The sequence below is a fragment of the Dysgonomonadaceae bacterium zrk40 genome (assembly GCA_016916535.1).
Taxonomy (GTDB): domain Bacteria; phylum Bacteroidota; class Bacteroidia; order Bacteroidales; family Dysgonomonadaceae; genus Proteiniphilum.
The window spans coordinates 1,718,477-1,743,750 of record CP070276.1; the positions used below are offsets into that span (position 1 = coordinate 1,718,477).

Consider the following 25,274-nt stretch of genomic DNA (forward strand, 5'->3'; position numbering starts at 1 on the left):
TTAGCGGATGTTAGCAATGGAAATGATATCGGCAAAGACACCGGCAGCGGTGACGCTTGCACCGGCACCGTATCCCTTAATCACCATGGGGTACTCGTTGTACCGCTCGGTGGTGATCATGATGATGTTGTTGCTTCCCTCCAGGTCGTAGAAGGGATGACCTTTTTCTACCTCACGCAACCCGACCTCGCACCTTCCTTTGTCGTAGGAAGCTACAAAACGGAGTTTCTTCTCTTCCCTGGCAAGCTCCCTGCGACGTTCTTCGAAAGCGGTATCCAATTGGGGGATAGTCTGCCAGAACTCCTCCAGGCTTCCTTCAAAATATTGTTGCGGTACGAACAACTTTTTCACCACATCCGACTGTTCGATGTGGGCACCCGCCTCACGTGAGAGGATCACCAACTTGCGCGTCACATCCAGTCCGCTCAGGTCAATGCGCGGATCGGGCTCGGCGAATTGCGCCTCAACCGCCATGCTGATGGCTTTGCTGAAAGGAACCTCCTCGCTGAGTGTGTTGAAGATGAAGTTGAGGGTACCGGAGAGCACCGCCTCCAGCTTCACGATTCTGTCGCCCGAGTTGGTGAGTGAGTTCATCGTGTTGATGATTGGCAACCCGGCTCCCACGTTGGTTTCAAATAGGAATTTGACACCGCTCTTGCGGGCTGTCTCCTTCAGGTGGTGATAGTTGTCGTAGGCCGATGAGGCAGCGATCTTGTTGGCGGTGACTACCGATACGTTCTTCGCCATCAGCTCATCGTAGATTTCTGCGATAAGCGGACTGGCGGTACAGTCCACGAAGACCGAGTTGAAGATGTTCATCTTCAGGATCTCATTGCGGATCAACTCCGGAGAGCTCTTGACGCCGTGTTCCATCAGGTTGTCGAAGTAACCCTCGAGTGGGATACCATCGCGGGTGAAGAGTGCTTTGCGACCGTTGGCGATGCCAACAATGTTAATGCGCAACTTGTTCTGTTCTTTCAGCGTTAGCTGTTGCTGTCTGATTTGCTCCAGCAGGCGGCTGCCCACGGTGCCGGTTCCAACGACGAAGAGGTTCAGCTCCTGATAGGGGGAGAGGAAGAAGGAGTCGTGTATGACGTTGAGCGACTTTTTAAGATCCGTCCTGGATATGACGCAGGAGATATTGGTTTCACCGGCACCCTGTGCCAGGGCCACGACACTGATACCGTTCCTGCCGAGAGCCCCGAAGAACTTGCCGGAGATACCCGGTACATGCTTCATGTTCTGACCCACAATGGCGATGGTAGCCAGCTCGTACTCGATGATGATCTCATTGATACTGCCCATGGCGATCTCATGTTCAAACTCGCTGTTGAGCACCTTCTGAGCGGTAGTGGCATCCTGTGTACGGACACCAATGGAGGTGCTGTTTTCTGAGGAGGCCTGCGAAACGATGAAGACGCTGATGCCATTGTCGGCCAGGGCAGAGAAGATCCGTTTGTTGACACCAATCACGCCCACCATGCCGAGGCCCTGGATGGTGATTAGTGCTGTGTCATTGATGGATGAGATTCCCTTGATGATTTGCCCGTTGGGGTTGGGTGCGATGTTGCGGATCAACGTACCCTCGCACTCCGGACGGAAGGTGTTCTTCACCCGGATGGGGATGTTCTTGTGGTAAACCGGGAAGATGGTGGGTGGATAGATCACCTTCGCTCCGAAGTTGGAGAGCTCAATCGCTTCGATGAAGGAGAGCTCCTCAATCACGTATGCCGAGTTGATGATCCTGGGATCGGCTGTCATAAAGCCATCCACGTCGGTCCATATCTCCAGTACGGAGGCTTCCATCGCAGCGGCGATGATGGCTGCGGTGTAATCCGACCCGCCGCGCCCCAGGTTGGTGATGTCGCCGTTCTCGCTGCTGGAGGCGATGAAACCGGGGACGACGGCCACCTTCGGGGGGGGCATCTCAGAGAAGGTTTTGCGGATCAGCTGATTGCAGCGTGCCAGGTCGGGTAGGTGGTTGTGGAACTGGCGGCTGGTCTTGATGAAGTGCATAGGGTCGTAGAGCTCTGCTTCATTTATCACGTGACTGATGATCAGCGACGAGAGCCGCTCTCCATAGCTGACGATCTTGTCGGAAGTTTTTTGTGAAAGATCGCCAATCAGATAAACCCCACGCAGGATGTTGCGCAGATCATCTAATAGCTGTTGTATTTTCTGTGTCACCTCTTCCCTGAGTTCTGCAGAGAGAATCATCTTTTCAATGATCTCCTCATGCCGCGTGATGATCTCCTCGAGGATGCTTTTGTATCCGGGGTTACTGTTCAGTGCAAAGTCGGCAGCCTGCAGCAGCCGGTCGGTTACTCCACCCAGGGCGGAGACCACCACGACCACCGGCTCATTCTCCTTTTCAATGATCTGCTTGACCATCTTCAAGCTATCGGGGCTCCCCACGGAGCTCCCGCCAAATTTCATCACCTTCATACCATTAATTTTTATGATCTCTGAAGTCCACAGCGCTACATCGATTCATGATGCTACTCTCTGTCAGATCAGATTGTTCCGCACGGGCGGAGTTGTGAAATATAAGATGTTGGATTGTTGTGCGATAACTGAAATTATCGCTTGTGCAGCTGAGGCCGCTTACGGATGTGAAAATTTACCTAACCCCCCAAGGGGTCATGGTCAATGTAGTGGAGGTGCGGGTATATGTGTAATACAAATTCTGCATTGGTTGCCTTGAATTTGTTGCAAAGATAAGTGAATAATTGATTCAAATTACAATTTCGCAGGAAAAACCTGTTTTTAACATTAAAATATCGATTTGGTCTTGAATTTTTAAATGGAATCACCTTCTTCGAGTGATCAAATCCGGCAATTCCAACCACTCATCACTTGACGAAAGTGAATCTTTCCTCGCAGGCGCATACACCCTTTATTTATCTCTTAGACATGATACTGCCTGATTTGATATAAGAGTGGATGAAGATCTCACATGTGAATATGTATATAACCTGACAGCTTGCATAACGATGCTTTATAATTGTGAAAGCTCCACAAATAAGTCTAAGGATTGAGTATCTGTTTGGCATGGAGTAGTTGTTGTTGCCAGTCACCGGAAGGTTCGAGCGTCTCGAAACCGGCTATAGCCTCTTCCAGCTCTTCCAGTTTAGCGAGTGCTTCGGGTGTGCCTTCTTCGTTGTACTTTTTCCGAAGTACCCTGATTTTTTCCGCATCCTGGATTCCTTCCACCAGCCGTTCAAAGCGGATGGAGCTGCGGGCATCGGGATAAACCATGTAGGTGTCTCCTGCCGGCCATGTACGAAAGCGGGAGTCGGTCAGCGGATTTTCCACCCAGGAGTTGTAAGCCCAACGCAGGAATCCATCGAAATCGCATGCCACTGCGTACCATGCGGCGTATACCGATTCAGCCGACGGGGAAAAGGTGAACATGTTGGGAAAACTGTCGGCGCAGCTGACGTAGTAGGTGGTGATGAGCCCCTTCGCTCTGCGTGCTGCAATCTCCTCTTTGCTTACCTTAGCCTCTGCCCCCACACAGATATCTCTGATCCATGGGTATTCCTGGTAACTCTTGTGGTTGTCGGCAAGAGAGACGCCCAGATCGGGAGCGTAGCGCTCCAGCAGTTCCAGTGCTGCCTTCATGTCAGCCGGGGCACGCTCATCCATGGCGATATTGGTTTTTTCCAGCCATCCCTTTTCCCTGAGGTGACGGGTGAAGTCTTTCAGGAAGACTCCCCACAGCTCTTCATATTCCTTCGACTGTGCCTTCAGCTCCACGGTAACCAGTTCGCCCTTTTCCATGTCGTGGTAGTGCATCTGGTTGTTCCAGGTGAGGAGTGAGTAACAATTGATCATTCTGTCGATACCCAGCTCCATCATAAACGCGACCCACCGGTCGAAGACGGTATAGTCGAAGCTCCAGCTCCGGTCTTTGTTTTTCGTCCAGATGATCATGTCGGCATAGGGATCGTAGCACTGGTTGTTCCAGGGATCCTTGTTCAGGGTAGCGGTAATCACCTTCTGACCAGCATCTGCCAGCATTTGCATGAGCGGGCGCATCTTCTCGAAATGTGCCTCGCTCCAGAGCTCCAGCCCATGTACCCGTGCCACGGCAGAAGGGTGTTGCCAGAGGTCGAGGTGATAGAGCCATTCAGATGGTGGTGGCAGCTGCTGATCCACCACCTCCAGTTCAATCTCAAACTCCTGTGGCGATTGATTTAGGGCATGGATGATTGCTTTTCCCCGATAATTCCCGGCGGCAGCATCGGCCGGTATGTTGAAGGTGAGCCAGAGCGGTCTCACTGTTTTTGCCTCCAGGTCGAAGCACTCCAGGTGATCCAGCATATCGGGTGCCAGTGAGGCGGGGAAGTCGTCCGGCTTGCGGTGACCGCAACCGGGACCATACTCATCGGTCATCACGTATCGAACGAATCGTGCCTGAGCAATTGAAGAGGGAATTGTGCCCCCATTGCCCATGAAGTCGTTGAACCCACACTCCACCTGCCGGATATCCTCAGAACTCCATAGCAGAATTTGAGCGGATACTTTCTCCCCTTTCCATCCCGTTACCTTGACACTCTTCACCGGTGCTATCTCCGGTGCTACAGACTTGGGCAACTTTTTATCTACTGAAATAAATGAGGCATGCAGTCCTGCCGTCACGTGTGACCAGTCGGAGAGTGTGTCGTTCGTGGGGTCTTTCATCTCTTCGAACGTGGTACACTCTTTTTCGGGCTGCTTGCTCTTGCAAGAAACAATAGCCAGAAGGAATGATCCAAGAAAAATAACGAAAAGAAGTCTGAATGCTGATGACAGGAAGTGCATGGTTTTGAAATTTTGATTGTTTTCAGCACAAAGTTAATAAAATATTTAAATTATCTAACAGCCTTCTCTCCCCGGTTCTGTTCTGCCCTTCATTCCTATTGTTTCGCTGCCACCGAATGACTTTAATCGAAGATCAGTTCAACGTCACATTCACCATTACCGGGAAGTGATCGGACGGGAAGTGTCCATATTGCATGTCGTTCAACACCCCGTATTTGTTCACGGTGAAATGTCTGGTTGTCCATACATAATCAATCCTGTTCTGCATTTTGGCATTCAGGTTGAAGGAGTTGAAGGTGCCGGTAGTACCGTACGGAGGTTTTTGGGTAGTGCTGTAAGCATCATTCAGTAGACCATCCTGGAGTATTATCCTGATAGGCTCGCTATCCGGTGTTGCATTAAAGTCACCCGTACAGATTACCGGTTTGTCACCAGCAATCTCCCGCACTTTTTGCAGCAACAACAGCGATGAGTTCTTACGTGCTACCTCTCCCTCATGATCGTAGTGCATGTTGAACAGGTAGAACTCGCTGCCGGAGACCTTATCCCTCAAAGAAGCCCAGGAACAGATGCGGTTACAACAAGTTGCATCCCATCCCTTTCCCGGAACATCGGGTGTCTCGGAGAACCAGAAATCACCGTTGTCCAAAACCTCAAATCGTTCTTTTTTAAAGATGATTGCAGAATGCTCGCCTGCCGTTAATCCGTCGTCACGACCGCTACCCACGTAGGCGTAATCGCTCAGTTCCAGGATGTCAGTAATCTGATGGTGAAATCCTTCCTGAATACCGAACAGGTCAAACTCGTGAAAGGCGATCAATCCTTTCACCATCTCCTTTCTGTTGGGCCATGCATCCAGACTGTCGTTAGGTGTGTCCATACGTATATTGAAGGAAGCCACATTGATGGAAACGGGGATATCAGATGCTACTTTGCAGGCTGATAGGAACAGCAGCATTGCCGCCGTAAAAATTAGTACTGTTTTTTTCATACCAAATTCAATTCAACCTTTTCAAATCTTTCCGGTGATATTCAATCAGCCCTTGCATCGGATCCTTGTCAATTACCCCGGGTATCATACCCTGTTCAATAATCACCTTCTCCAGGAGCTCCCGAAAATGATATGCTATGGATCCGACGCAGTTAAAACTGTATCGTTGGTAGTTGGGATACAATGCAACAATATTGCGGAAGAAATCGCGGAAGGCACCTGTTACCACCTGCGCGTAATAGGTATCTTCCTGTAGGTGGTCCCCGGCGAAACGGGCAAAAGAGGCACAGTAACGATTGGCAACGGGATGTTCATACACCCTGTTCAACAGATCATTGCCACCAAGGTGATAGGTCTGATAAAATGCATCCCTTATACTTTTGGGCATCACCTCCCTAATATAGTCTCCGATCAATTTCTTGCCGATGTAGCTGCCGCTGCCTTCATCTCCCAGCAGAAAACCAAGTGACTCGATGTTGGCGACAACCTCTTTTCCGTTATATATGCAGCTGTTGGCTCCCGTACCGAGGATGGCCGCGAAGCCCTCCTCCTCGCCCAGCAGGGCGCGGGCGGCCGCCAGCAGGTCGGTTTCGATGGTGATGGCTGCCTTGCGAAAGATGGCGGAGATCCCCTGTATCAGGATATCGTCACTCTCGGGGGAGTAGCCGCCACCGGCGCTGTAAAAGAAGATACGGGTTACATCGCCAGCCTTCTCTTGTATCGCAGCGGGCAGCATTCTCCCAAGTGATTCGCGGATCTGGGCGCTATCCACGAAAAAGGGGTGATATCCCTCGGTCTCGAATGGCTGTGGTGCTCCACGCTGATCGAGCAGCACCCAGCTTGTCTTTGTTGATCCACCGTCGGCAATCAGTATCATATAGCTCTATTTTTCTTGGTAATATATGTCAGTATTGTCACGTTGTTCATCTCTGGTTGGCGGATGAGGTGTTGCCGTCTCTCAGGAGCTCTTTGTCCTGATCTTATGTCCCCACAGGGCGTAGAGCGCGATGATCAGATAACCGGGTACCACCATCCAGTAAGCCTGGCGTGCATCGAGGCTGTCGGCCAGCCGCTCATAAATGAGCGGCAATACCGCTCCCCCTGAAATGGCCATCACCAGCAGCGAAGAACCCACCTTGGTGAACCTCCCCAGGTCGGAGATCGCTAGGGGCCATATGGAGGGCCACATCAGTGAGTTGGCCAACCCCAGCAGGGCGATGAAGAGCACCGATGTGAAACCGCTGGTCAGCTGTGAGGCGATGATGAAGAGGATGCCCAAAAGTGAGGAGAAGATGAGCGACTGCTGCTGGGAGAAGTAGCGGGGAATGCCAATGATGCCAACCACGTAACCGGTCAGCATGAAGAAGAGTGTCATCGAGGTGAACAGCTTGGCACTGCTCATGGCGATACCCTGAAAGGAGCCATACCCGATGATGGTGTTGCCGGCAATCACCTCTACCCCCACGTAGATGAAGAGGGTGAACACACCCAGCATGAGGTGGGGGAACTGCACAATGCTCTTCTTCGAGGCACTGTATGGCGTTTCAGAAGTGAGCTCCTCTTCCTCTTCCTCAACCACCTCCGGCAGCGAGGAGAAATGGATTGCCAGGGCTACCAGCAACAGCAGGCCGGCGATGAGCAGGTAGGGAACAACCACCTTGCGGGCCAGCTCATCGAGCAGAAACGTTTTCTCAGCAATTGCCATCGTTTCCAGGGCTGTGGTGAGCCCGTCGGCATCCTTCAGGACGATGGATCCCAGGATCAGGGGACCCAGGATGCCTGCCACGCCATTGCAGATGCCCATGATGCTCATGCGGCGGGCTCCACTCTCACGCGGGCCCAGGATGGTCACGTAGGGGTTGGAGGCGGTTTGCAATATGGAGAGACCCAGTCCCTGCACAAACAACCCTAAAAGGAAGACAGCGTAAATGCGGGTCATCGCAGCCGGTATAAACAGCAATGAACCAACGGCCATGCTCACAAGACCAAAGGTGAGGGCATTCTTGTATCCAATCTTTTTCAAGAGGTATCCCGATGGGATCGCCATCACGAAGTAGGAGATGTAGAAGGCGGAGGAGACCAGCATGGCCTGGATCGATGTCAGCTCACAGGCAATCTGCAGGTAGGGAATTAACACGGCGATGGCCCAAGTTACGAAGCCAAAGATGAAGAACAGTCCCCCGATGATCACCAGGGGATAAAGATAGGCTTTCTTGCGCGTTGCATCCATCATTCCTGTACGCCCCCGTTTAGGTGCAGTTTCTTCAGCGCGTTGGCCACACTGCCATGCTCAAGCAGGAATGCACGCGCCTGTTCGTAGTCGCTGATGCTGGACTTGTCCATCAGGATGCGCACCGCCCTGTCGGTGATCTTGTAGTTGATCAGCTGCACGTTCACCATCCTGTTGTCGAGCACCCTGCCAAGCTGTATCATCACCGTGGTGCTCATCATGTCGAATACCATCTTCTGGGAGGCGCCGGCCTTCATGCGGGTGCTGCCGGTCACAAACTCGGGACCGGTGATCAACTCGAGTGGATAATCGGAGACCGCCGCGATGGGTGAACCGGGGTTGTTGACGATGCAGCAGGTGGTGATGCCGTGTGCCTGACATTGTTCCAGGCCGTAAAGCACGAACGGCGTGGTGCCGCTGGCCGAGATGCCCACCACGATATCTTTCGGGCTTACCCCCTTTTCGGTGAGCATCTCCCACGACTCTTCCGCATCATCCTCTTTCTCCTCCAGGGCAAGGATCAGCTTGTCTATGCCACCGGCCAGCACGGCGCAGATGGTGTCATCTTCCATGCCGAAGGTGGTGGGCAGCTCCAGCACATCGAGCACCGAGAGACGCCCCCCCGTGCCTGCCCCCAGGTAGATCATCCTTCCCCCTGCCTTCACCTTCTCCACCACTGCCTCCAGCATCAGGTCGAGTTGTGGCTTGGCCGATTCGATTGCCAGGGCTATTTTCTTGTATTCGGTGATCAATCCGGAGGTGAGCTCCCTGACGCTTTTCATCTCCAGATCGTTGTATAACGAGGGTTGTTCAGTAATCTTTTCCATAGTCTTTTTATATTTATTTAATTATTTAAAAAATGCTAACACTATTAATTATGTTAATTCAGATGTTTAATTTAGAGCATATTAAATATTTTTAATTGTATTGGCAGCTCTGTGAATTTTCCAGATTGCATCAGCAATCAATTCCATATTTCCCCTATCGCCCAACAGCATGGTCTGCGTGAACCACAAGGCTTCATCGCATAATTTATCATTCACAGGGCAGTTGATCTGTTCCTGCCACTGTTTCATGCTTCTCTCTCCGTAAATTTTCAGGTAGTGCTTGTTCTTCGAAAGATTTTGCACATATGCCTCTTTGGGAAGAGATGTGTATCCAGTAGAACAGGAAATTCCTTCAGCGTTCAGAGCCCTGATAAATTTTGAACGGTCCATACCAGCAAATGCCTCCTTGTCGTAACGGAACATGTAGAGGTGATAGGCACTGCGGGTGGTCCCTTCGTAGAGCTTGGCCGGCTTGACCCCAGGAATCTCTGAAAGAAGTTTGGTGAGATAAGCAGCGTTTTCAGAACGTTGTTTGATCTGTTCCGGGATACGTGTCATTTGTGCCAACAAAATGGCAGCCTGAAACTCAGTCATTCTAAGGTTTGAACCGCGTGTACCGGAACCGGGTTCAAGACTCGCCGCATTGGATCCTTGTCCCTGATGGTGGAAACTGTAGCATTTGTTGTAAAAATCCTCACTGTTGGTGATGATGGCACCTCCCTCGCCTGAATTCAAATTCTTGGATGCCTGAAAACTGAAGGCGCCACCAAGTCCGAAGGTCCCCACTTTCTTCCCTTTCCACTCTGCAAAATGTGCCTGACAGGCATCTTCGATCACGGGAAGATTGTATTTCTTGGCAACACTCATCACCGCATCCACATCAAATGATGAACCACCGATATGTACAGGCATCAATGCACGTGTCTGGGATGTTATAGCAGACTCAATTTTTGAGGCGTCGATCTGAAAACTCTCAATATCGGTATCCACAAAGATGGGGAGTGCATAGTTTTGTACAATCACGTTGTATGTGGCAATAAACGTATAAGGTGGTAGGATCACCTCGTCACCGGGCCCAATGTCAAGAGCTCCAAGCATGGTGGTCAGGGCTGTGGTTCCACTCGATGTGGCAAGTGCATGTCCAGAACCAGTCATTTTGCTGAAATCTCGTTCGAACCGTAGTGCTGTGGGGCTTCCCAAACGGCACCACTTGCCACTGTGCAATACTTTCACCAGTTCCTCCTCTTCGGGAGTACCAATCACCGGCCATTTTTGCCATGTACCATTGAATGAACGTTTGCCTCCAAGAACAGCTGGTCCGTGTGTCTGAGAATGCATCGAGATTGGGAATCCAGATAATCCCAGTGCAGTACCCACACTTAGTATTGAGGTATTTTTTAGAAAATTTCTACGTTTCATGTATAATTTTTTTTATTTCAGTATAGTATTTCTCTATAATTCAATAATTATCATAGTACACTCTAAGTGAAAATTTTTAGTGAGTTATGTATGTTTTTGATTTAATTTTCTCAACTATTCTGCTATCAATATCTTTTGGAAAGATTCCTGGCATTCCATACCAATAGAAAGAATCATGACCTTCATATGTTTTTTTTATAACATGGTTTGAGTCAGGCAAATAACTAGAAACGTCGTTTGAATAACCAATTATCGAAACAATTTCATTAGGGAAAAGATTTTTGATTTCCTTGCTATAAGAATTTACTGGCTCTCTTGATAAACCAATGAGTTTCCAATTTCCTATGTTTATTGTTTGAATATATATTGGAACATGTGAAGGAATCAAATTTTTATCAAGTTTACATAAATGTAAATCAGACCATCTGACAAACATTTCAGCATTTATGTCACCTGTTCTATGTGAGTTTTTAGTTTTGATGCTTACTATTTGCTCTTTACTAGGGATATTAAGTTGTACAAGAAGTGAGTCAAAGGAAAATGATATTTGTCCACTGATTTTTTCCATAGATTCTTCCATCCTTAGTGCTACTTCTGAACCCAAAATTTCACCAGTTGTCTTATAATCTTCAAATCTAGGATTAATATCACCACCACATCCCTGTAAGAAAACAGATGTTTTTGCAAGTGTAGTTTCTTCAATAAACTTTCTTGCTGTTCCAGGATAATTTGGGCTGATTGTATATGAATATAGATCCTTATTTGGGAAAACAGGATGACATCCTGTTAAAAAAATAACATTGTTTAATACCCCATTTAAATTATTAATTTTGACTATATCTAATGAATTGTCAATATTCTTTACTTTCAAACTTCTATTGAATCCGATAAGCGTTTTAGTTCGGCCAAATGATAACTCTGATTTTTCCATTTTAGCCATAGCTCCTAAAGTAGCCTTAATTGTTGCCTTTTTTAGCTGATCGTTAAATCTATTATCCGGAATACCTGAAGCTCCGAATGATTCCCAATTTCTTGATAATGGAGCAAAATGAGTATGAGTTACGTTTATGAGTATTGCTACTGGTTGAATTCCTGTAACTTTACTAATTTCACTTTTTATTTCTGATGACAGTTTATAGTCAATGGTACAAATATCTAAACTAATTAAAGCAATTGTTTTAGTTCCGTCGCTGATAACAACCGAACGAACAGATAGATCACCTTCAGAGGTATTCTGTGAAATGAATAAATCATTATTAAGATTAGTACCGAATAATCTCCCATCTAAAATAGCCAAGTGTTTTATATATTCAGAATATGTTTCTCCATTGAAGTAACCAACATTCATCCATGCGTTTTCTTCTTTAGTCAAACAATATTTCCATATTCTTTGATTCCGTGTAACAACATAGAGGTACCCATCATATGAAATTAATGAAAGCACTTCAGGTTTAGTTTGGGCCTTTTCCTCCCAAAATATTCCCTTTTCAGTAAATGTGCCTTTTAATAATATATTATCTGGCGTAATTATATAAAAATTATTATTCGCGGAAGTTATTGTTATTGCATCCGGAATTTTTTCACCTTTGACCCAATCTTTAGATTTGTCCGATAAGTCGTATGTATAAAGGTGGTTGTCCAGTGAAATTGCATAAAGTTTTTGATTGAAACCTGTCAATAACTTGAATGAATTCGAACTTAATCCGGCAAGTAATGTATCAGATTTTTGTTGTCCAATTTTTAACCATCTATTTTTGCTATTTGTTGTGTCTCTTCTTAAAATTTCACCATGTTGGTTTATACCATACAGTTTATTTTCAATACCCGTCAAGTATACCAAATTGGGAAGAGTTTGAAAAAATTTCCATTGAATTGTGAATCTCCCTTCTGAGGGAGCTCCATAACCAGCAAGTGCGCTCGAAAAAATAGATTTTTCTGGTTCTATACTACCATGATCACTACCTACCAAATAAATGTTTTGACTGTTCGTAATTAAAGAGAAACAGATGAGAAAAATATTGATTAGAATAGTTTTCATGTTGATATGTATCTTTTTTCTGGTGTAATAATGTACTTGGAATAATAGATTTTCATATGATGGGTTGAAAAATTATTTTTCCTTAAGTTGTTCATCCATCCATAATATGTCACGTTGGATAACATTTTTTGTATCCGGATAAATACCTGGGAATTTGTTGATGAATTTAAAGAGCAGATTTTCTAGTTCAAATTTGTACTTTATTGCATCTTTTTCGCTTGTATGCAATAAGCGTTTAAATTCATCACGTGCACTGTTTATTCTTGTACTCTTACTCCGATATGTTAGTGCCCCAGGGTAATATGATATCAAATCTCTTAAAATAATTTCCTGCTGTTTGTTCTCACTGTTGTATTTTATTGCTTGAACAATTGATTGACTTGGATTATAATTTTTCGGATTAATTGCGTAATCAGCCATAGTAAATAAGGGCATTCTGTTCATCAAGTTATCCCGCATTGGATTTCCCATTATTCCATGAACTACATTGTTCAGTTCAGGATCACGTCCAGTAACAGGTGCGAGATGCAAAGAATTATTGAAATCGTTTACCGGATAATTATCCCATAGTATAAGATCATGACCTATAATATTTTTATATTCTATAGCATCTTCAATTGTTACCTTATTGGAGACAACATCATCACCTGTCCAAAAACAAAGAATATCTTCGTTTAAATATGTTGAAATTTCAATTAAATATGCTTTCTTGTCTGGCTCATTCATTGTATCTCCCCAATACCATGTTGGACAAAATATCATTTTACAGTTTGGATCATTTTCTAACAATGCATCATAAAGCCTATTTGTGAAATCTGATTGACCAATACCATCAACTTTCATACCTTCATGTAAATGAAGATCGTCTAGTGCTAGATAAAACCAGTTCACGCCTTGGTCCTGAAACCACTTATATCTTGATAGTAATGTTTCAAAATCTTCTTCATTTTCTGTGTCTAGTGGCCTAGCTGAGTACAACATAGGATTCATCCCAAAACAAAAATTAATATTGTGTTTTTTTGATTCCTCTATTACTTCTTTCCACTCTTTTTCCTGTTCTGGATTAAAAGGTACCCACCAATCATTAGTTCCAATTTCGAATTTGTAGTCGCGAAAGAACGAGCCATAACAAGTCGCAAGAAAGTTCATTCCATAAGATTTAAGTGTTGGTATTTCAGATATATATTGTTCTGGACTCCAGAAAAAACCTTTGGTTCCTCTTATGGTAAACTCATTTCCTTGGTCTTTTTTTCTTGAAAAATAATTATTCTGTTTATTTTTTGACAAATCAATGGTGTAACCATGAATGGGTTTCTGAGAAAAGATTGGAAGTGATAATAAAATGGTAAAAATGAATATTATTTTTTTCATTGCATTAGTTATTGAATTTGTTTGATCAATTTATGAATCTCTGTCTGAGAATAAATTTGAAATTAATTTTTTAAATATAAAAAAACAACATTTATGTTTTAAGTACTGGCAATTGAATTATTTCAATTGCCAGTACTATGTTTCTACTTCAAATAAAGTTTTCTAATTCTTAGGTGTTCCTGATCAGGTATATAGATATTTCCATCTGAGTCAATTGCAACTCCCCAACCACGATACGGAACTTCTGTACCCCAGCCTTTTTCGACGAATGGTGTTATGGCGCCAGTGCCCATGACAGATGATACATATCCGTCCGGATGAATTTTTCTCAAGTAATAATTTTGTTTGTTAGTTCCGTCTGATACAAATAGATTTCCGTCCGGAGCAAGTGATAGTCCCTGAGGATTGAAAAATAGCGCTTGATCGCCTGGGCCGTCAACATGTCCAATTTTTGTCCGATCAGCCGGACCCGCGATACGGACAACTGTTTTGTCTGGATTAATTTTCTTGATGCAATTGTTTAATGCATCACAAACATATATAGTACCATCCGGACCTACAGCCAGACCTCGTGGACTGTTGAAGGAACTAACCGAATTGGCTATCGCAGCATTTAAATCATCCCCGGCAATTGTTGATACTATATGATCTGGGAGAGTAATTTTTCGAATTGCGTACCGATCTCCAACAATAAGGTTTCCATCATTATCAAGTGTAATACTGTAAGGTTGATTGAATGTTCCTTCTGTCCCGACACCATCTTTTGCGGATGTACTTGTTACATTACCTGCAATAGTGGTCACAATACCGTCAGGTGAAATTTTTCTGATGAGCTTATTGGTGACATCGGCAACATAGATGTTATCATCATTCCCTACTACAAGATCATATGGATATTTAAATGTTGCATCTGCACCTATCCCATCGTTGCTGCCATATATCTTATACTGACCAGCCAGGAAGATAACTTTGCCATCAGGAGTCAACTTTCTAACGGTACCACCACCAGATTCAGCAATATATATGTTTCCATTTTTGTCTAGTGCCAAGTTTACCGGTTGTGTAAATGCTGCTTCCATGGCATTGACCGGTGTCAGACTAGATCCCAGAACTCCGTTTCCTGCAATGACCTCGGTGTAATAACGCAATAAGTGAAAAGGAAGTGTATTGGAAATGCCATCACCAACTTTCACAGTTACCATTACATCTGAATTTTCATCTGCAAAAGCCGGAACAGATACCGTGAGTGATGTCTGTGTCGCATCAATTACCTGACCCTCATTGTTGCCAAAGAATACTTTATTGTTACTGATCTCCGGATCGAAACCATTACCGGAAATGGTAATACGTTCATAAAACTCTGCATCATTTTTAGATAATGAGTGTAACGCGACAGTTGCATAATTGAATTGTACTGATTCTGAAACGTCATCATAAGAGGTCACAGTTACATTAGCAGCTCCTGATCCAGGAGGAACAATTACTTTTAGTTCTTCATTTGAAGAACTTACAATATTTGCTTCATTATTACCAAAAGTTACTTTGTTTTCACCAGTTGGAGATTTAAAGGTACCTTCCAATCTAACTGTGTCGCCAGGGAATGCAGAGGCAGGAATAATGGCAGTCAAGGTCGTTTTCGTAACCACGTATTCAAATTTTAGGGCACCTGTTTTATTTCGCCCAACAGCCACAGTTACATTCACTGATCCTTTACCTTCTGGAACAATCACATTCAACTTGTTTTTTTCTGCAGATTTTACAGTGGCTACAACATCATTGAACTGAACAAGATTGTTAAACGGGTTTTCGTTGAAGTTATCACCTGTCAGAATTATTTCATCCCCAACTGCACCTTTATCTGGTGTTATTGATGAGAGAGTTAAAGTAGGAATAAGAAATTTAAATGGCACTCCTTCGGATGTTATGAGGTCCCGTGTTACCGTCACATTGACAGTTCCTGTTCCGTTGGGCACAAGTACTTTCAATTCAGTTGTACTACTGTTTTGTACCAATGCAATATGTTCACCAAACCTTACAATATTATCTTCAGCATTTAGAGCAAAGTTTTCACCCTTAATGGTGATTACATCATTTACATAACCCTCGGAAGGAGAAATTTCGGTAATAATTGCTCCTCCGTACATCTCGGGTTCAGGACTCTCGCAGGTTATCATCAAAAGTATTGTTAATAACGCGAAAATGGGTATTAATAATTTTCGGTATTTCATTTGTTTGATTTTTTAATTGTGAAGTCAACAACAATTGGAAGATGATCAGATGCTTGTGTGAGAATAGTATGAGCATTATTTTTAAAAATAATCTTTTCATTCCCGAAAATATAATCAATGCGTTTTGTAGGATTATTTGCAGGGAAAGTGTAAAAACTATTTCTTGTTGAAAATGCATCATTGTATTTGTTTGATATAATTTCTAATGGTACACTCTCGGGTGTTGCATTTAGATCACCGGCAAAAATTACAGGTTCATTATCAACATCTGCGAGAAACTCCAATGTTTCATTTGCCTGCTTGATCCTTCCTGATTCTGTAAGGCCAAAATGTGATACAGCAACATTAACAATTTGACCATTTTGCAACTTAATCTTACTTTTTGTAATTACCCGTGGCCATTGATCACCTTCGGAGAAGAACCTGGTGCCCAGATGTTCGATAGTTGATTTTGTTAATATTGCATTTCCCACCTCTCTCTCGGGGTTTGGTGAATTTTCAATTATGATTGATGCTCTAAACAGATGATTCATTCCAAGTTCATCTGCCAAATACTTTGCCATATCCATGTTATTGGAACGGTCACTGTAAAATTTGTCAACTTCATTTAGAATGATAATATCTGCTTCAGCATTTTCTAATACATCCTTAATCCGGTCAATATTAAAGATCCCGTCTCCACCTACACCAAAGTGGATATTATACAGCAGAACACGAATATCTTCCTCATTTTTTTCAGACGTTTTGGTATCATCAATGCTGTTATCATGACATGCATAAAGGATAAACGATACTAAAAATATGCCTAGGGTTGATAATATTTTTTTCATATTATTTTTATTTTCAATTAAAAATTCCAGCCAGGATTTTGAACAAGATTTTCATTTATAGATAATTCATTCAATGGAATGGGATACAAATAATCTCGATTTTCATTAAATGTTTTAATTGTAAATGGCTGTGGCAACAGATAACCATAAGTACCATGAGACAATATCTTGGTGTCTCCCAAAACCAGGTATGTAATACCTGCCATAGGTTGTGCCGGCTCATTCTTGACAATCATAAAGTCATCAACTCCGTCACCATCCAGATCCTGAAGGCTCATTTTATCAAAATAGATACCGGTAAATCTTTGTTCAAGTAGTTGCCCTCTCCGCCATCTCATTAAATCCATTCGGCGTAAACCTTCAAAAGCAAGCTCAATTCTTCTTTCCCTTCGTACTTCCAGTATGGAAGCACTTGTCACTTCCGGATAAAGTAATTGCTGACTTGGATCAATCTTCAAATCTTCAATTTTTAAATCGGGCAGGCCTCCACGTTTTCGTGTCAAATTTATCGTTCGGTTCAAATCATTCTGGTTGAGGGTCCCAAGTTCAGCTTTTGCTTCAGCGTAGTTCAGCAAGACTTCAGCGTAACGAAAAACGGGAATTGCATTTGCACTTTCATTGTATGCATCATTATTGATCCCTGATAAGAACTTAGTTACCTGATAACCAGTTGCAGCTTTCTTAAAATCTGGAAGCAGCACCTCTGTTGTGCCTATTCTTTTATAACCCGGGGTTCTTATTGTCTGAGAGAGTCTTCTATCTCTACCTGTACATTCCTGTGAAAACAGAAACCTTTTAGATTCGGGAATTGAAGAATAGAATGAACCATCTTCCATGAGGTATGATTCAACCATCTGTTTTGTCATGCCACTTCCACCAATCATTGTTGGTGCTAATAGCATATAGTTCATTGCATGGACAATACTTAATTCTTTACTGTATACCCTGGAAAGAATGAATTCGGCGTTTGGTTCATCTTTGGTGAACATATCCTGATAGTCCGTAATTTTTCCATTGTCATAAATGGAATAACCACTCTCCTCCATGAGCTTAAGAGAAGCGTTTACGGATTCGTTTAAGAATTTATTTGCTGAATCGGTCAACTTTAGATTTTTGTGATACTTACGGTATGTACCTTCGTAGAGACAGAACCTTGACTTTAGTGCTAATGCAGTCCACTTAGTGATTTTTGTTGGGTGTCTGTCCGCATCCAGAAAGCCAATTGCCGTATTTAGGTCAGACAGTATTGAGTCAGTTACAAGGATTCGGGGGTCACGTGGCTTGTACAATTCAGGAGAGTTGGTCTGAAGAGGAGTCGAATACCAGGGAACATCTCCAAATAGTTGTAACTTATCAAAGTAGAACCAAGCTCTAAAAAACTTTGAAAGGCCTTCATAATAATTTAAAACTTCATCAGGTAGATCTGCTTTTCTATAATTTTCCAGGAAATAGTTAATACTTCTCAATGTGCCCCAATCCCAGCCTCCACCGGAAGCAGGGACAGTCCTTACTCCGGCCAAAAATGCGCTATAGACATTCAACTCAACGTTATCACTGGTACTGAAATCACTCTCAACGACATCTAAACCTGGGACATAACTATAAAATCTGTTTGAATATAATTCCAGTTCTGCTTCTGAGTTGAAAAAATTGGAATCAGTCACCTGCTTCGTGGGTTCTCTTTCCAGAAAATCGTCATCGCAGCCTCCAAGAAGCATGATTACTATGAAAAGTAATGTTATATTTTTTTTCATCGTTCTTAATGTTAAAAATTAATGTCAACACCTAATGTAAATGTTTTTTGTGTAGGATATACCAGTCCAGCTCCATTGCTGTTAATATTTGCAATACCTTCAGGATCAAATGATTCGTGTAGTCTAGTAAATGTGAGTAAATTTTGACCTGTAAAGAATATCCTGAACTTATTTATCCAAACATGATTGGTCAATTTTTGAGGTAATGTATATCCGAAAGTCAATGTTTTCAGTCTCAGGTATGATGCGTCTTGCAGATATTTTGTCTGAATAGCACCAAGCTCGTAATTGCTCTTTTGCGCAATATAAGCTCTCGGACGTGGGAAATATGCATTGGTGTTCTCAGGGGTCCAATAGTTATCTACATGATGTTCCATTACAGGATTGTAATATCTGTTATAAAAACCCCAGAAGAAAGATGATTCGGGCCCGGGATAGAAATCTCGTTGACCAACACCCTGTAAGTAAAGATTTAAATCAAAACTACTCCAGTTAGCAGAGAAATCAATGCTAAAAGGATAACGAATTGAACTATTCCCAATCCTGGTCAGATCGCCATGATCATATAAGGTTTGTTTACCTTTTGTGATTTTTCCATCGTTGTTTAAATCTGCAAACTTGATGTCACCAGCACTTAGGTCATTGGGCAGCATTGATACTTCTGTCTGATCAGCCCATCCCATTGCATCTTCATCTGACTCGAAGTACCCCAAGGTGGATAATCCCCAAATTGTGCCGATTTCCTCTCCAACATTGTATCCGGAAAGTAGTTGCCCATCATTTCCGCTGAACCTTGTTATTACTGCTTTGTTATCTGACATTACAAAAGAAACTGAGTACCTGCCATTTTTATCAAAGATCTTGAAATTATCCTGCCAGGTCATTGAGGCTTCCCAGCCTTTTACAGAAAGATCTGCTGAATTTGTCCGAGGAACTGATGCTCCCAAAGTTGCAGGCAATGAGACTCCAGCCACCAACATGTTTCTTGTTTCTCTTTCATATACATCAAAACCGAAGTTCAGTTTGTTTCTGAAAAAGCCCATATCAAATCCAATATTCTTTGAAACAACTGTCTCCCAGGTCAAATCTCCTGCAACTAGTCCTGGAACCGACATTGCATACAATCGTTCACCTTCGCTGATGTAAGACATTTGACTTTTGCTCATCGTGGAGAAGTATGAGTATGTATCAACTTGTTGATTGCCCAATGAACCATAAGAGGCACGTATTTTAAATATATTCAGGAGTGGTTTCGTGAATGCCATAAAAGGTTCCTCTGAAATCATCCAGCCTACAGCAGCTGATGGGAAAAAGCCCCATCTTCTTTGACTCGGAAACCTTGACGTTCCATCATAACGACCATTTAGTTCTACCAAATATTTAGACAAATAATCGTAGCTCACCCTATAGAAATAACCCCTTGTCCCCCAATCATACGCATTATCTGAGACTGTTTGTATCCCTTCACCAAGATTCAAAGAACCATAATTGGGAAACATATTCTCAGTAATTCGGCCGGAAAAGAGATTATAGTCGTTTGAACTCTGGTTAAAACCTACAACTCCTCCCAGAGTGTGATTTCCGAAAGTTTTATCATAATTAGCATATAGATTAATCGTCTGCATCATTCCCTGGGAATATGCAGATGCGTAATAATCAGTCATTGCACTCAGCGGTGCAACTCTACCTGGCCTAGAGGCATATGAAAGTCTGAATTTTTGGTCATCACCACGGGAGCGATCCCACCAAATGCTGTAATCTCCTTTTAAAGATAAATTATTGGTTATTAAGAATTCGCCACCAAATGTGTTTCGTACAGTGTTCGTTCTCTGGATTGTTCTACCGCCATCCTTTAATACACCTAGTGAGACCATCCCCCCATAACTGTAGTTTCCTTCATTGTCATAAGGAGATGAGAATGGCGCACCTAACTGGGAGATAAACCTGAGGATATTATTAGAGCCCGTAACATTTGTTATGGGTGAATTATAATTTTGATCTTCAATTGAGAAATTGTTGAATATTGACAGCGAGTTACTCAACTTTACATCGAGTTTTGTTCTCATACTATATTTTCTCAAGTGATCAGTGGCTTCTCTGTATGCACCATCCTGGTTAACGATACCTGCTGATATGTAATAATTTATCTTGTCACTTTTTCCTGAAACTTCACCGAAATGCCTGCTAAACGGTTGTTTATCGTTGAATATCATTTTATACCAATCTGTCATTCTGCCAGAAATGAAACTGAAATACATGTTATCAACAAAGCTTATAGGGAGTGTTGGATCTTCGTTATAGGCAGTCAGATATTCCTGTACTTGATTGAGCGCACTCAGTTCGCTGCCAGTCCAACCTACGTATGCTTCTTGAAGTATTTCTGTATATTGTAAACCATCAGTTAAAATTTTTGGTGTTTTCAGTGGCTGACCATAACCAAAGCTCGATGTGTAACGAAACTTAGGTTTCTCAGAACTGCCCTTTTTCGTGGTAACAAGTATAACACCATAGGATGCTTGTGCCCCGTAAATAGCAGCAGATGATGCATCTTTTAAAACGCTAATAGTTTCAATGTCTTCAGGAGAAATCAAGTTTATGCTGCCAGGCACACCATCAATAAGTATCAGAGGTGAACCTCCATTTATTGAGTTCATTCCTCGAATATTAATCGAAGCATTCCGATTGATTTGACCATCGGAGAATGATATATTGAGGTTCGGTATTGCTCCCTGTAATGCCTGACTGATATTCGTTACTGCTTTGTCTTTAAATGTCTCTGATGATACTTGGTTTACGGAACCAATAATCTTACTTTTGTTTTTACTCCCGTATCCAATGACAACTAGCTCATCTAGCAATTCGGTATCTTCCGTCAAGGTTACCGTGATTGATGATCTGCCATCGATTGAGATAGATTTAGACAACATGCCTACAAATGAGATGTTCAAAATTACATCATCTGAAAGATTTTGGATGGTAAATTTCCCATCAGTATCGCTTACAGTTCCTTTGGATACTTCACCTTGTACAACAATTGTTGCGCCGATGATAGGTTCTCCGTAGATATCTAAAATGGTTCCTGTTATTGTTTTACCGGGTTGTTGATTTCTGGAATTTATAACTGTCTCCAGTAACTTTTGATCGCTGGATCGCTTTGAAAGGACGATATAATTGTTTTCAAAATCATATCCAATGTTTAAGTTTGAAAAGGCTTCTTTCAGATATTCAGATACCTTATTGGACTTCTCCAAAAGATTTATCTCTTCTGAGGTATTAATTTCACGATTACTGTATACTACGAGATAATCGGTTTGATTTTCAATTTCCCGGATGAGTTCACCTATTGTAATTGTTGTTGATTTTAACTTAATAGATGCATCCTGTGCATTAGAATTCACTGCCGACAGTTGAAATACAATGGCAAAGAAAAATAGCAAGCTGATTTTCATGATTTTTAATAAATCTTTAAGATCACTCTTTTTGATCACAGAGTGATGGGATGAAATGTTTATTTTCATATATTTGCATGTGTTTTAAGTGAATACTTGATGTCATTCTGGTGTTGGCTTGAACTTGCGATGGGTGTTGGCGCACCTGTCGCTTTTTATTGTGTAGGGTGGTACTATCTCATAGGCAATCTTTTTTTTTAGTGTAAATATTCGTTGTCACCATCTGATCCAGTTTATCGTGCAAAAGTACAAGATTGATGAAATCTTATGCTTTTTATCAGGTTAAGAATTTATTAAGTTGGCTCAATATGGTAAAATATATAAATATATAAGCGGCACATATCATCTGTACAAGATGATCATATTTTTCTCTTTATCTTTCTGAATCTTGAATGATTGTATCTTCTGCAGAATATGCAGAATCTCATCAATGCCGTCGCGTTGGCGGAACTTACCGGTGTAGCAGACGTTGAATATCTCCGGATCTTCAACCTGTATGGTGATGTCGTAGTATAATTCCAGTTTGCCAATGATGTCAATCAGCCGCTCATTGTCGAAAGCATAAATACCCTCGCGCCAGAGAAGATGCTCTGGGTTTTGGAGACTTTCCAGCTTGATCACGTTCTCACAGTATGTAACCTGTTGATTTGGGGAAAGCAACACCGGTTTGTCGTTTTTCCCTGTCTCACTCACCATCAATGCTCCCTCAACGAGGGATGTCCTGGTGTAACCAGATTCGGGGTAACTGTATACATTGAATTCGGTGCCCAGCACCTCCATGGTGAGCTGTTGTGTGGTGACGATGAATGGTTTTTTTCGGTTTTCAGCCACCTCAAAATAGGCTTCACCAACTACCGAAACCTCGCGTCGTTTTCTGTTGAACCGGGCGGGGTAGGTGAGGGTGGACTGGGCGTTCAGCCAGACCTGTGTGCCGTCGTGCAGGGTAAGTTGTGCCCGTTGACCAGCGGGGACATAAAGGGTGTTCATCTCTGTTGCAGAGGTTGAGGGAAGAGTCAGGGCGCGAGTCAGGAAAAAGGTTGAGGCGATCAGTAAGAGAGAGATGGCAGCATATTGCAGGAGGAAGCGCATCCTCTTCTGCCGTTTTTTCTCATTCATCCTGTGGGTGAACCTGGAAAAACCCTTCTTTCCCTCCGATTCCTGCGTCGGTTCTGGGGCCAGCCGTGTAAGGGCGTAGATGTTCTGCAATCGGATGTATTCCTGCCGAAGCTGTTCGTCATTCTTCATTTGCTGGAACAACTTCATCCCTTCGGACCGATTCAGTTCACCTGAAAAATATTTCGATAAGATTTCTTCCATTCAAAGGCTTGCTTTGTATGTAAAACGAACGAGGGTGAAAAAACCGCCAAATAAAAATTATATCAGCAGAAAAAAAAGTAGGGGGATATACTCTTTGAGAGCATCTTTCAATTTCCGATGGGCGATGGCCATCTGGCTTTCCACCGTGTGAAGGGAGATGTTGAGCTCTGCCGCGATTGCTTTCTGCTTCTTGCCCTCGATCTTGTTCATCACAAAGATCTCACGGCACTTCACGGGCAGTGTTTCAATCGCTTTCTGTACAACAGACTCGATGTCGGGTTCAGAAAAGATCTTATCATCAAATGCCTCCAGCGATTGCAACTTCATCTGCAACTCGATGTTGTAATCATCCATCATCTTCTCTGCGCCTTTTCTGATTACCGTTTTATGCCGCAACAGGTCGAGACATCGGTTCTTTGTAGCAGTAAACAGCCAGGCGAACAGTCGGGTGTGAGACATCAACACAAACTGCTGCTCCCATAATTCGAGGAATACATCCTGCACGATGTTCTCCGCGTCTTCTTCACAAATGAGGTATTCTGTGGCGAAGCGCTTCATTCGTAAGTAGTGTGAGAGGTAGATCTCTTCAAATTGACTGCTATTTTGTAACGAGATCTGCATGGAGTTTTTTGCTTTTCTTGACGTTTGAATTGCAAACATACAAAAAAAGTTGAAAACAAGCTTTACGGATATTTTTTATTCATTTGATATGCCTGGAAGAGATATCTATTTTTCTGTTCATAATTTATAATTGTATGCTTCCCAATTTAAGGACGAGACAGATCTCGTTCTAATCTCGTTCTAATCTCGTTCTAATATGGTTCTAATATGGTTCTAACAGATTAGACTCAGTTAAGAGTTATATTAGATTCAGTTTGAGTCAAAAAAGGTTGCTGCCCTTGAGAAGAGATTCCCGAAAGCTTCATTGAGCGAACTCTGGTCCTTCGACTGGGAGGGAAAGGGATTCTCGTGGGTATAGTTGAAAGGGTAGTCCTCCAGGGTGATGACCGAATGGGTGGTCTCCATGCCAAGTGCTTCACGAACCCCGTGATAGGGGATCACGCTGTCCTTGGCCAGTGCAACTCCTGCAATCCGGTTGCGCATATGGCTGAAGAAGGCTTCGCGCTCATCCTGTAGCCTCTCCGGGATGATCATCCGGAAGAAGGCTTCAAAAGCGCTGTCCCGACGCCAGGGACTCTTCGCCTCACAACCGAAGCGGTTCACGTAATAATCCTGCATCCGGTTAAAAGCGGCCTTGTCCATGATGCTGCGGGAGATGCCGCACATGGAGCGAAAGATGCTGCCGCCACAGAACATAAAGAGTTTCGAGTCGGAGAAGAGCTGTTTCTCATTGGCCATCAACGCCACCTGCGAAAGAAAAGCCCCGATGGAGTAGGCGAAGATATCGATCTTGCATCCCTCTTTAAAGAGGGGATGTTGTCCGCTCCTGATCTCACTGAACAGTCTGGAAAGGTCGTCCCAGGTCTGTCTTCCGGAGAGATAGAAACGCTCCGGGCTCTGCGTGATGCGTTCGCTCAGTGCCACGTTGGCGAAGCTCACCGAGCGATCGCCCTCGTAATGTCGTTTCCGGATATTGAGCAAGTTGGTGAGGCTGCGCGGGTTGGACCAGTCGAGCGGCGCCCTGTTGATGTGAAAGGCGATTGGGAATAGAATCACCGGTCGCCCGGTCAATAGGGCGAGTTGTTCAGCCCAGGGGAGGTACTTGCTCCAGCTCCGTTCATTGAGCCCGTGCAGTAGCAGAATTGCCTTTTCACTTCGGGCAGCCCCTTCCGGCAGGAATACCGGATAATCGAAGATGAAGTTCTCATGGATGTGGAGCGTCTGTTTTGATAGATCCCCCTCCTCCCGGCAGGGTTGGCTGTTGAACCGATAAAAGCGTATCTCCAGACCTCTACCCGGCAGTTTGGTGTCAATACCCAATTGAAAGAGACTGTTCAGCTGCGAGTATCGTTCGCTATAGTTTGTCATAACTGGTTCTTTTTCAACAAAGGAA

At 43.6% G+C, this 25,274-nt stretch carries 16 protein-coding genes; all 16 read right to left on the reverse strand.

All coding sequences use genetic code 11. From position 1 onward, the window contains the following. Window positions 1–2,445 carry a bifunctional aspartate kinase/homoserine dehydrogenase I gene (gene thrA, locus JS578_07125; GenBank protein QRX62677.1) on the reverse strand — a complete coding sequence of 815 codons (2,445 nt, stop codon included), beginning with the start codon at window positions 2,443–2,445 and terminating at the stop codon, window positions 1–3. A gap of 582 nt (window positions 2,446–3,027) precedes the next feature. After that, a complete protein-coding gene (locus tag JS578_07130; GenBank protein ID QRX62678.1) occupies window positions 3,028–4,686 on the reverse strand; it encodes a DUF4091 domain-containing protein in 1,659 nt (552 codons plus the stop codon). Window positions 4,687–4,939: 253 nt separating this feature from the next. After that, a complete protein-coding gene (locus JS578_07135; protein ID QRX62679.1) occupies window positions 4,940–5,797 on the reverse strand; it encodes an endonuclease/exonuclease/phosphatase family protein in 858 nt (285 codons plus the stop codon). 7 nt (window positions 5,798–5,804) lie between these two features. Then, complete coding sequence (locus JS578_07140) at window positions 5,805–6,674, reverse strand: N-acetylglucosamine kinase (GenBank protein QRX62680.1); 870 nt, start codon at window positions 6,672–6,674, stop codon at window positions 5,805–5,807. A gap of 81 nt (window positions 6,675–6,755) precedes the next feature. After that, window positions 6,756–8,027, reverse strand: a complete 1,272-nt coding sequence (locus JS578_07145) for a sugar MFS transporter (protein QRX64953.1) — start codon at window positions 8,025–8,027, stop codon at window positions 6,756–6,758. Further along, window positions 8,027–8,854 (reverse strand): N-acetylmuramic acid 6-phosphate etherase, encoded by an 828-nt coding sequence (locus tag JS578_07150; GenBank protein QRX62681.1) that lies wholly within the window; start codon window positions 8,852–8,854, stop codon window positions 8,027–8,029. Before JS578_07150 ends, JS578_07145 begins: the two co-directional genes overlap by 1 nt. 81 nt (window positions 8,855–8,935) lie before the next feature. Further along, window positions 8,936–10,273, reverse strand: a complete 1,338-nt coding sequence (locus tag JS578_07155) for a DegT/DnrJ/EryC1/StrS family aminotransferase (GenBank protein ID QRX62682.1) — start codon at window positions 10,271–10,273, stop codon at window positions 8,936–8,938. A 76-nt stretch (window positions 10,274–10,349) separates the two neighbouring features. Next, a complete protein-coding gene (locus JS578_07160; protein ID QRX62683.1) occupies window positions 10,350–12,311 on the reverse strand; it encodes a hypothetical protein in 1,962 nt (653 codons plus the stop codon). Between the two features lie 72 nt (window positions 12,312–12,383). Continuing rightward, the gene (locus JS578_07165) at window positions 12,384–13,682 is read right to left on the reverse strand and encodes a beta-N-acetylglucosaminidase domain-containing protein (protein QRX62684.1); all 1,299 of its coding nucleotides are present in this window, start codon (window positions 13,680–13,682) and stop codon (window positions 12,384–12,386) included. A gap of 143 nt (window positions 13,683–13,825) precedes the next feature. After that, complete coding sequence (locus JS578_07170; protein QRX62685.1) at window positions 13,826–15,910, reverse strand: IPT/TIG domain-containing protein; 2,085 nt, start codon at window positions 15,908–15,910, stop codon at window positions 13,826–13,828. Further along, the gene (locus JS578_07175) at window positions 15,907–16,740 is read right to left on the reverse strand and encodes an endonuclease/exonuclease/phosphatase family protein (protein ID QRX62686.1); all 834 of its coding nucleotides are present in this window, start codon (window positions 16,738–16,740) and stop codon (window positions 15,907–15,909) included. Before JS578_07175 ends, JS578_07170 begins: the two co-directional genes overlap by 4 nt. A gap of 17 nt (window positions 16,741–16,757) precedes the next feature. Next, the gene (locus JS578_07180) at window positions 16,758–18,494 is read right to left on the reverse strand and encodes a RagB/SusD family nutrient uptake outer membrane protein (GenBank protein ID QRX62687.1); all 1,737 of its coding nucleotides are present in this window, start codon (window positions 18,492–18,494) and stop codon (window positions 16,758–16,760) included. 11 nt (window positions 18,495–18,505) lie between these two features. Continuing rightward, entirely contained in the window at window positions 18,506–22,012 is a 3,507-nt protein-coding gene (locus tag JS578_07185) for a TonB-dependent receptor (protein QRX62688.1), read from the reverse strand. A gap of 273 nt (window positions 22,013–22,285) precedes the next feature. Next, on the reverse strand, window positions 22,286–23,260 hold the full coding sequence (locus JS578_07190; protein ID QRX62689.1) for a FecR domain-containing protein: 975 nt from the start codon (window positions 23,258–23,260) through the stop codon (window positions 22,286–22,288). A gap of 57 nt (window positions 23,261–23,317) precedes the next feature. Then, on the reverse strand, window positions 23,318–23,881 hold the full coding sequence (locus JS578_07195) for an RNA polymerase sigma-70 factor (GenBank protein ID QRX62690.1): 564 nt from the start codon (window positions 23,879–23,881) through the stop codon (window positions 23,318–23,320). A 249-nt stretch (window positions 23,882–24,130) separates the two neighbouring features. After that, complete coding sequence (locus JS578_07200; protein QRX62691.1) at window positions 24,131–25,249, reverse strand: hypothetical protein; 1,119 nt, start codon at window positions 25,247–25,249, stop codon at window positions 24,131–24,133. Between the last annotated feature and the right edge of the window lie 25 nt (window positions 25,250–25,274).